We start from the raw sequence: 8171 nt of genomic DNA, 5'->3' as shown, positions 1-8171 counted from the left end.
CAGCAGCGTCCGACCAGTGGTTGGGGTACGCCGGAGCAGATCACCGACCCGGCCTACTCGACGGCCGCGTTCCTGAAGGGTCTGAAGCAGGTTGACGGGTGGCAGGACATGCCCCTGACCGTCGCCGCGCAGACCGTGCAGGTCTCGGCGTACCCGGATGCGTACGCCCAGTGGGAGCAGCAGGCCACCGACCTCGTCGCCCAGCACTGGAACAGCTGACCCCGCACACGCACCACCGCATGACCTAGAGACCGCTGGCCGGCACCCCAACCCGGGGTGCCGGCCAACGGCATCTCCACGCCCTGCACCGCGGCACCGGTTGGCGGTTGCGCATGACACCCCACGCCCCGCACGAGATCTTGGACAGTTTCCGTTAGCCGCTAACGGAACTGTCCAACATTGGCGTCGGCGACGTAGCGGAGTGGCGTGGTCGGCGCGGAGTGATCCGATCGGCTGGCGGGTACGTACCTCCCGGCGGGGACCGGCGGAGGGATGAAGGATGGCCGCAGTGGGATACGGCACGGAGGACGAACCGGAGGCAGAGCCGGAACCTAGTGGTGACGCGGTATCAGGCCGGCGTTGGTCCAGCGGTGCTCGCCTGCTGGTGGCTGCGGCGGCTGTCGTGTTGATTCTCGGCGCGGCCGCGGTGGCCGTGATCGTTGCCCAACCGCACCGCCTCGGCATGACCTACTCCGGCGCACCTGACGGCACCCCGCCCGACGCCGCCCGGCCTGGCGCACCCGACGGCGCCCGGCCCGACGGCGCACCCGACGGCGCCCGGCCTGACGGCGCCCGGCCCGGTGACGTCGGCCGTTCGGAGGGCGGCGTCGACCCGGACGCGGGTCGTGGCCCAGGCGGTGCGGGTGCCGCTGCCGAACAGGTGATGACCGCGCCGTTGGCGGGTCGGCACAAGGGCACCTTTGTGCTCGCGGACGGGCTGTCCTCGTTTGAACTGCGGGTGGCCGATCTCGGTGATGATCTCTACCGGATCAGCAGCCCGGTCGGCTCGGGTGTGGCGGCCCGACCGGCGGTGCTGGGGGAGACCGTGCGGCTCGGCCTCGTGGAGACCGGTTCGTCCGGGGCGAGGGCCGTACGGGTCTTGCTCAGCGAGCAGGTCGCATGGCGCCTGCGGTTGGCCGGTGGGGTGAGCAGCCAGGTGCTGGATCTGACCCGGGCCCGGCTGCTGGGCGTGGAACTCGCCGGCGGATCGTCCCGCACCGAAATCCTTCTACCCCCGACCGGCGGCGCCGGCCCGACCGGCGGCGCCGGCCCGACCGGCGGCGCCGGCCCGACCGGCGGCGCCGGTTCAGGCAGCCCAGGCAACCTGACCGTGCGGCTCACCGGCGGGACCAGCCAGCTCGACATCCAGGTGCCGGGGGAGACGCCGGTTCGGGTTCGCGTGGGGGCCGGTGCCGGCTCGGTCGTGGTACGCGACGAACGCTGGGACGGGGTGGCCGCGGGTGCGGTGCTCGGTACGCCCGGATGGGACCGTGCTGCCGAGCGGCTCTATCTCGACCTGGTGGCGGGCGCGAACAGCGTGACGGTGTCATCGAGCACCCGGTGAACCCCGGCCGCCCTGCGAGAAGCGCGGCGGCCGTGGGCGGGCGTGAGCGTACAGTCGGGCGGTGGAGCGTACTGAATCAATGCTGGCGGAGACCCGGCCACCTGGTGTGGCCGACGTTGATCCCGGCAGCGTGCTGCTGCCCGGCCACGACGTGCCGTTGGGTCGGTACACCACGGTGCGGCGTCTGCTGCCGCAGCGTCCCCGCCGGATGGTCGGCGCGTGGTGTTTCGTGGACCATTTCGGCCCGGACGATGTGGCGCAGCGGCCCGGCATGGAGGTGCCGCCGCACCCGCACACCGGCCTGCAGACGGTGACGTGGCTGTTGGACGGCGAGATCCTGCACCGGGACAGCCTCGGCAACGTCCAGCCGATCCGGCCCGGTCAGCTGAACGTGATGACCTCTGGGCGCGGCATAGCCCACTCCGAACGGTCGCCGGCCATTCATCCGCCGGTGATGCACGGTGTGCAGCTCTGGGTGGCGCTGCCGGACCCGGCGCGGGCCGGAGTGGCGGATTTCGCGCACCACGCCGACCTGCCGCACTGGCGTGACGGTGATCTGGACTTCACCCTGCTGGTCGGGGAGTTCGCCGGGGAGCGGTCGCCGGCGGTGGTGCACACCCCGCTGGTGGGCGTGCAGCTGGAGCTGAGCGGCGAGGCGCCGACGACGCTACCGCTGCGGCCCGATTTCGAGTACGCGTTGCTGGCGATGTCCGGGTCCGCCGAGGCGGCCGGTGTCGGGTTCGAACCAGGAGCGCTGCTGTACCTGGGCTTGGGCCGCAGTGAGCTGACCGTGCGCGGTGGGGCAGGGGCCCGGTTGCTGTTGCTGGGCGGTACGCCGTTCGAGGAGCCGCTGGTGATGTGGTGGAACTTCGTCGGCCGCTCGCACGAGGAGGTCGCCGCCGCCCGGGAGGACTGGATGGTGGGGGACGGGCGCTTTGGTGTGGTCGCCGATGATCCGGCGCCGCCACTGCCGGCGCCGGCCCTGCCCACCACCCGCCTCAAGGCCCGCGACCGCACCGGCGGCCTGCACGGCTGACCGGCCCGCGTGTGACCGACGGCAGCGCGGGTAGTCGCCGGCATGCCGACCACTTTGATCACTCCGGTGGAGGATCGGAAGCGCCTGGCGCGCCGGCTTGCCGGCAGCGGGCGGGGCTTCGCCGAGCAGTACGGCTTTCGGGTCACCAACAACCCGGCGAGCCTGTTCCAGGTGCTCTACCTCTCGGTGTTGCTGGCCCGTCGTGGCGATTTCCGCCGGGCCTTGGACGGGGCGCGGGCGTTGCGCGACGAGGGGTGGGACAGCGCGGCCCGGCTGGCCCGTTCGTTGCACGAGGACCGGGTGCGGGTGCTGCGCGCCAGCGGTCAGCGTGGTGACGTGGGCGCGCTGGCCGACGTGTTGGGTGACCTGGCCCGCACGGTCGTCGAGCGGTACCGGGGTGATCTGCGCCGGTTGCGGTCGGTGGCGCACCACGACCCGGTCCGGGAGCGGGCGCTCCTCGCGGAGCTTCCCGGTGTGGACGACCAGGTCGTCGACCTGTTCCTCCGGGAGGCGCAGGCGCTGTGGCGGGAGGTGGCCCCGGTCGCCGACCGGCGGGCGTTGGCTGCCGCCCGTCGGCTCGGGCTGGGTAGGTCGGCGGACGATCTGGCGGGCCTGGCCAGCGGTGAGTCGGAGCGGCTGGCCTGGTTGGTGGGGGCGCTGGCGCGGGTCGACCTGGAACACCGGTACGCGGAGGTTACCGCTCGGCCGTGACGTGCCCTGGCCCACACTTCGCCAAAATCTGACCAAACGGAGGATGTTCTGTCGTATGGTTGGACCCGGCAGTGCTGGCCGCTCGGTTCGAGCGGGCATCCACCGCCTGGTGACCGCGACCGGTTCGGACGTGGTTCACCGCCTGGGCAGGTTTGCGTGGCGCCCTAGGTCGCGGTTCGTGACCAGGGGCGCCCGCCTGTCCCGGCGCTCACTCGTCAGCCCCGCCCCGTGTCGTCCCCGGGGGTCGGCGCGGCTGCTCAGCGGGCCAGACCCGCCAGCAGGTTCACGGTCACGGCGATGATGAACGCGCCGAACAGGTACGACACCAACGAGTGCCACAGCACCGTGCGACGCATCTCGTTGCTGGTCAGGTTGGTGTCGGAGACCTGGAACGTCGTCCCGATGGTGAACGCGACGTAGGCGAAGTCGGAGTAGCGCGGGGGCTCGGGCTGGTTGAAGTTCACGCCGCCGTCCGGGCCGGTGTAGTAGATCCGGGCGTACCGTGCGGCGAACACGGTGTGCACCACGAACCAGGAGAGCACCACGCTGAGCACGCCCAGGCCGCTGTGTAGTTCCCGGCGTATGCCGGGTGGCGCGCTCTGCGCGCTGGCCACGACCAACCCCACGGCCAGCAGGCTGGCCAGGCAGGCGATGAGTAGCAGGACGTCCCGGATCGCCCGGTTCGGGTCCTCGTGTACGGCCAGCCGGGCGGTTCGCGCGGCGTCCATCGGCCAGAGCTTGTGCCAGACCAGCGTGAGCCAGCTCAGCGCGCCCACGGCCCAGCCGGCCAGCGCGGCGAGCGGTAGTGGCAGCAGCACCGCGAACACGCAACCGGCAATGACGCCGGCCACGGCCACCACGGCGAGCTGTACCGCGGCCGGAAAGTGCACGTCCGGTGGGCGGGGCGGACCGGTCCCGGTCATCCGCGACGTCCACCCGTCCGGGCTGTGGCCGCCACCGCCGGGTCAGATGCCGCGCAGGTGCTGCGAGACCCGGTTGTGCGTCTTGTCCCGGGCCTGCTCGGCCCGCTGTGCGGGGCTCACCTCGGGCGCCGCCTCGATCCCGGCCGATCGCGCCACTTCGGTGCCGTTGGCGTAGTCCACCGGCGGCAGGGCGCGCAGCGCCTTCAGCACGTCCGGCGGGGCACCCTCCCGTTCGGCCTCGCGGACCACGTCGTTCTTCTCGGCCGGGTAGTCCAGGCTCGACAGGTACTGCAGGACGTCCGCGTAGCTCGCCATGGCGTGGGCTCCCTCGGGCATCGATGTGGTCACGACCGGCGGCGGTTACCCGCCCGCCGGCCGGTCACGCCTGGCCGGCGGAGGAATCCCGGCGCCGTTTCCACTCCGCCGCCGCGGGTACCCGCAGGCGCCGACGCGAGCCATAAGGGGGGTACGCGATGAACTACGACACCTTCATCGACCAGGTTTCCCAGCGCACCGCGACGTCGTCCGAGCGGGCGGTCGAGCTGACCCGGGCCGTGTTGGAGACGTTCGCCGAGCGGTTGACCGGCGGTGAGGTCCTGGACCTGGCCGCTCAGCTGCCCCAGCCGCTGCAACTGGTGCTCAAACCGAGCCCGAGCACCGAGCAGGCGGACCGGTTCGGAGCGGCCGAGTTCGTCGCGCGGGTCGCGTTGCGGGCCGGTGTGGAGGAGCCCGCCGCTCGTGACGCCGTCCGGGCTGTCTTCACCACCCTGCGCGAGGCGATCACCGGCGGTGAGTTCGATGACGTGGCCACCCAGCTGCCACGCGACTTTCGGGGCCTCGTGGAGCAGGCGATGGCCCCGGGCGCGACGCTGCGCCGTGGCTGACGGCGCGGACGTCGCCGGGGCTGACAGCGCTCTCCCCGGGCGCGCACAGCGGTTGATCAGGGCAACCATCGATGTCCCGCTTGGCGCGGCGATTCAGCCTGGCCTAACCTTGGGGTACGAGGGGAGTACTTCCCACGAACCATTCCGGTCAGTACGGCGCGCCCGGCGCGCCTCGGGTGGTTGCCCATCATGTGGTGGGTGAAGGAGACCTCGAACATGACGGTGTTCGAGGAGACTCAATGACCGAATTGTCGTACCTGTCCGCCGCCAGTGACCTGTCGTCGATCGGCACGCCCACCCTCTGGGCGGTGACCATCGTCGGCGTGCTCCTGCTGTTGGTGCTGGACTTCCTGGTAACCCGCCGCCCGCACGAGGTGTCGATGCGGGAGGCGATCGGCTGGTCGGCGTTCTACATAGCCCTGCCGCTGGCGTTCGGCGCCTGGATCTGGTCCCGCTACGGCTCGCAGCAGGGTGTGGAGTACCTCACCGGCTACCTGGTCGAGAAGTCGCTCTCCGTCGACAACCTCTTCGTCTTCATGCTGCTGCTGGCCGCGTTCGCGGTGCCGGCCGTGCTCGCCCAGCGGGTGCTGCTCTACGGCATCGCCGGCGCGCTGGTGCTGCGGGCGGTCTTCATCGCCCTCGGCGCCGCCGCGCTGCAGACCCTCGACTTCGCCTTCCTGCTCTTCGCGATCATCCTCATCGCCACCGCGGTGAAGCTGCTCCGCGACGCCCTCTCCGGGCATCAGCAGGAAGTCGACATCAACAACATGCGGGCGGTGAAGCTGCTCCGCAAGTTCATGCCGGTGGTGGACGAATACCACGGCACGAAGATGACCGTCCGGCAGGGCGCGAAGCGGGCACTGACCCCGTTCGCCCTGGTGGTGGTGGCGGTGCTGGCCACCGATGTCGTCTTCGCCGTCGACTCGGTGCCCGCGGTCTACGGCATCACCGAGGACCCGTACCTCGTCTTCGCCACCAACGCGTTCGCCCTGCTCGGTCTGCGTGCCCTCTACTTCGTCCTGCACGCGGCGCTGAGCCGGCTGGTGCACCTCAGCTACGGCCTGGCCATCATCCTGGCGTTCATCGGTCTCAAGCTGGGCCTGCACTGGGCGCACGGCATCTGGGAGAGCGTTCCGCAGATCCCCACCCTGGCCTCGCTCTTTGTGATCATCGGCGTGTTGGTGGTGGTCACCCTGACCAGCCTCCGCGCCACTCGGGGTGGTCAGCCCGAGGATCGCGAGGTCGTCGTGGAGCGGCACTGACCGCGCCGCGCCGAGGCGACAAGGGGGTACGCGGGAAAGCTCCCGCCCTGCCCGACACGGGTGGTACGACTGTGCAATGGGAATCGTGTCACCGGGCTTTCAGGGTCGGCCCCGAACGCAGGAGCCGGCCCTGCCACCCGGTCAGTACCTGACCGAGGACTTTCCGGTGCTCTCGGCCGGCCCGACGCCCCGGGTGTCACTGGACACCTGGGAGTTCGTCATCGCCGCCGAGAATGGCAGCGAACACCGGTGGTCATGGCAGGAGTTGATGGCCCTGCCGCAGGAGACGCCAATGGTGGACATCCACTGCGTCACCCGCTGGTCCAAGCTCGGCACCGCCTGGCAGGGCGTCTCACTGGACACCCTGCTCGCGGGCGTGGACACGGGCGCGCACTTTGCGCTCGCGCACTCCTATGGTGGGTACACCACCAATCTGCCGCTGGACGACCTACGCGGCGGCCGGGCCTGGGTGGCGCACACCTTCGACGGTGCGCCGCTGCCCGCCGAGCACGGCGGGCCGGCTCGGCTGCTGGTGCCGCACCTCTACTTCTGGAAGTCCGCCAAATGGGTGCGCGGCATCCGGCTCAGGACGATGGACGAGCCGGGGTTCTGGGAAACCGCCGGGTACCACGACTACGGCGACCCGTGGCGCGAACAGCGGTACCAGGGTGACTGAGCGCGCCGTGGCGACGAGCACGCCGCCCCGCGCACCCAACCGGTGGCACGTCGGCCGGCTGGTGGAGCGCCGGGTGGAGACACCGACCGCGCAGACCCTGGTGCTGGAGGTGCCGGACTGGCCGGGGCACCTGCCCGGGCAGCACGTCGACGTGCGGCTGACCGCCCCGGACGGCTACCAGGCGGCACGGTCGTACTCCATTGCCGGTCCTGCCGTGGACGGCCCCGGCGGCCCGCGCATCGAGGTGACCGTCCAGCGGGTGCCCGAGGGCGAGGTGTCCCCGTACCTCATCGATGTCTTTGGTGCGGGCGACCCGGTGGAGGTACGCGGACCGCTCGGTGGCTGGTTCATCTGGCGGCCCGAGGAGACCGCGCCGGTGCAACTGGTCGCCGGTGGCTCCGGCATCGTGCCGTTGATGGCGATGATCCGGGCTCGGCGGGCCATCGGCAGCAAGGTGCCGTTCCGGCTGATCTATTCGGTGCGCACCCCGGGTGACGTGATCTACGCCGACGAGCTGCGCCGCCGGGTCCGCGACGACTTCGGCCTGGACGTGGCGTACATATACACCCGCCAGGCACCCGAGGATTGGCGCGGTGAGCCGCACCGGATCGGGCTGGCCGACGTCAACACGCACGGCTGGCCGCCGGACCTGCAACCGCTCACCTACGTCTGCGGTCCGACCGCGTTCGTGGAGACCGTGGCCGACCTGCTCGTGGGGCTGGGCCACCCGTCGCGGCAGGTCAAGACCGAACGCTTCGGCCCCACCGGCTGACCGCCCGCTCGCTCACGCAAGGTCGAGGAGATTTCGATGACCGAGATGTCATACCTGGACGGCAACATGCTCGACGGCCCGATGCGTGAGCTGTTCACCGTCGACCTGAGCACCGCGATGGGCCGCTGCGAGAACTGCGGAACGACCGGCTCGATGGCCAGTCTGCACGTCTACTCGCACGCGCCAGGCCTCGTCGCACGCTGCCCGTCCTGCGAAGAGGTGATGGTGCGGCTGGTCCGTGGGCCCGACCGGGCCTGGCTGGACATGCGCGGCACCACCTACCTCCAGGTCCCGATGCCGATGGAGCAGACGTTCCCCGGCCCGCTGTGACGGTTCCTGCCGG

General features: G+C 71.1%; 10 protein-coding genes and 1 pseudogene. 9 read left to right on the top strand and 2 right to left on the bottom strand.

What is annotated here, in order from left to right; all coding sequences use genetic code 11:
- The 4 genes and pseudogenes from ABZS37_RS15555 to ABZS37_RS15540 form a co-directional block, all read left to right on the top strand.
- Window positions 1–219 (top strand): annotated as a pseudogene (locus ABZS37_RS15555) (hypothetical protein); the annotation flags it as partial.
- Window positions 220–499: 280 nt separating this feature from the next.
- Window positions 500–1564: a hypothetical protein gene (locus ABZS37_RS15550; protein WP_355169366.1), complete on the top strand. Its 1065-nt coding sequence runs from the start codon at window positions 500–502 to the stop codon at window positions 1562–1564.
- A 61-nt stretch (window positions 1565–1625) separates the two neighbouring features.
- Complete coding sequence (locus ABZS37_RS15545) at window positions 1626–2600, top strand: pirin family protein (RefSeq protein ID WP_355169364.1); 975 nt, start codon at window positions 1626–1628, stop codon at window positions 2598–2600.
- A 42-nt stretch (window positions 2601–2642) separates the two neighbouring features.
- Window positions 2643–3311, top strand: a complete 669-nt coding sequence (locus ABZS37_RS15540) for a hypothetical protein (protein ID WP_355169362.1) — start codon at window positions 2643–2645, stop codon at window positions 3309–3311.
- A gap of 257 nt (window positions 3312–3568) precedes the next feature.
- On the opposite strand, the gene ABZS37_RS15535 is transcribed toward ABZS37_RS15540, so the two are convergent.
- Complete coding sequence (locus ABZS37_RS15535; protein ID WP_355169360.1) at window positions 3569–4234, bottom strand: DUF1345 domain-containing protein; 666 nt, start codon at window positions 4232–4234, stop codon at window positions 3569–3571.
- A gap of 42 nt (window positions 4235–4276) precedes the next feature.
- Window positions 4277–4549 (bottom strand): DUF2795 domain-containing protein, encoded by a 273-nt coding sequence (locus ABZS37_RS15530; protein ID WP_355169358.1) that lies wholly within the window; start codon window positions 4547–4549, stop codon window positions 4277–4279.
- Window positions 4550–4707: 158 nt separating this feature from the next.
- Between ABZS37_RS15530 and ABZS37_RS15525 the strand changes: the two genes are divergently transcribed.
- From ABZS37_RS15525 to ABZS37_RS15505, 5 genes are all read left to right on the top strand, one after another.
- Entirely contained in the window at window positions 4708–5118 is a 411-nt protein-coding gene (locus tag ABZS37_RS15525) for a DUF2267 domain-containing protein (protein ID WP_355169357.1), read from the top strand.
- Window positions 5119–5357: 239 nt separating this feature from the next.
- On the top strand, window positions 5358–6380 hold the full coding sequence (locus tag ABZS37_RS15520; protein WP_355169356.1) for a TerC/Alx family metal homeostasis membrane protein: 1023 nt from the start codon (window positions 5358–5360) through the stop codon (window positions 6378–6380).
- A gap of 76 nt (window positions 6381–6456) precedes the next feature.
- Window positions 6457–7056: a sulfite oxidase-like oxidoreductase gene (locus tag ABZS37_RS15515; RefSeq protein WP_355169354.1), complete on the top strand. Its 600-nt coding sequence runs from the start codon at window positions 6457–6459 to the stop codon at window positions 7054–7056.
- Window positions 7057–7063: 7 nt separating this feature from the next.
- Complete coding sequence (locus ABZS37_RS15510) at window positions 7064–7828, top strand: ferredoxin reductase (protein WP_355169380.1); 765 nt, start codon at window positions 7064–7066, stop codon at window positions 7826–7828.
- A gap of 36 nt (window positions 7829–7864) precedes the next feature.
- Window positions 7865–8158 carry a DUF6510 family protein gene (locus ABZS37_RS15505; protein WP_355169352.1) on the top strand — a complete coding sequence of 98 codons (294 nt, stop codon included), beginning with the start codon at window positions 7865–7867 and terminating at the stop codon, window positions 8156–8158.
- The last annotated feature ends 13 nt before the right edge of the window (window positions 8159–8171 follow it).

The organism is Micromonospora sp. NPDC005413, from assembly GCF_040606435.1.
GTDB lineage: Bacteria > Actinomycetota > Actinomycetes > Mycobacteriales > Micromonosporaceae > Micromonospora.
Note: the sequence above shows the minus strand (reverse complement) of the source record. Positions and strands in the feature narration are given on the sequence as shown.

Excerpts from the sequence above, each read along its gene's own strand:
- ABZS37_RS15530 (WP_355169358.1), bottom strand. The coding sequence starts at position 4,549 with ATGGCGAGCTACGCGGACGTCCTGCAGTACCTGTCGAGCCTGGACTAC.
- ABZS37_RS15515 (WP_355169354.1), top strand. The coding sequence starts at position 6,457 with ATGGGAATCGTGTCACCGGGCTTTCAGGGTCGGCCCCGAACGCAGGAG.
- ABZS37_RS15525 (WP_355169357.1), top strand. The coding sequence starts at position 4,708 with ATGAACTACGACACCTTCATCGACCAGGTTTCCCAGCGCACCGCGACG.
- ABZS37_RS15535 (WP_355169360.1), bottom strand. The coding sequence starts at position 4,234 with ATGACCGGGACCGGTCCGCCCCGCCCACCGGACGTGCACTTTCCGGCC.
- ABZS37_RS15550 (WP_355169366.1), top strand. The coding sequence starts at position 500 with ATGGCCGCAGTGGGATACGGCACGGAGGACGAACCGGAGGCAGAGCCG.
- ABZS37_RS15540 (WP_355169362.1), top strand. The coding sequence starts at position 2,643 with ATGCCGACCACTTTGATCACTCCGGTGGAGGATCGGAAGCGCCTGGCG.
- ABZS37_RS15520 (WP_355169356.1), top strand. The coding sequence starts at position 5,358 with ATGACCGAATTGTCGTACCTGTCCGCCGCCAGTGACCTGTCGTCGATC.
- ABZS37_RS15505 (WP_355169352.1), top strand. The coding sequence starts at position 7,865 with ATGACCGAGATGTCATACCTGGACGGCAACATGCTCGACGGCCCGATG.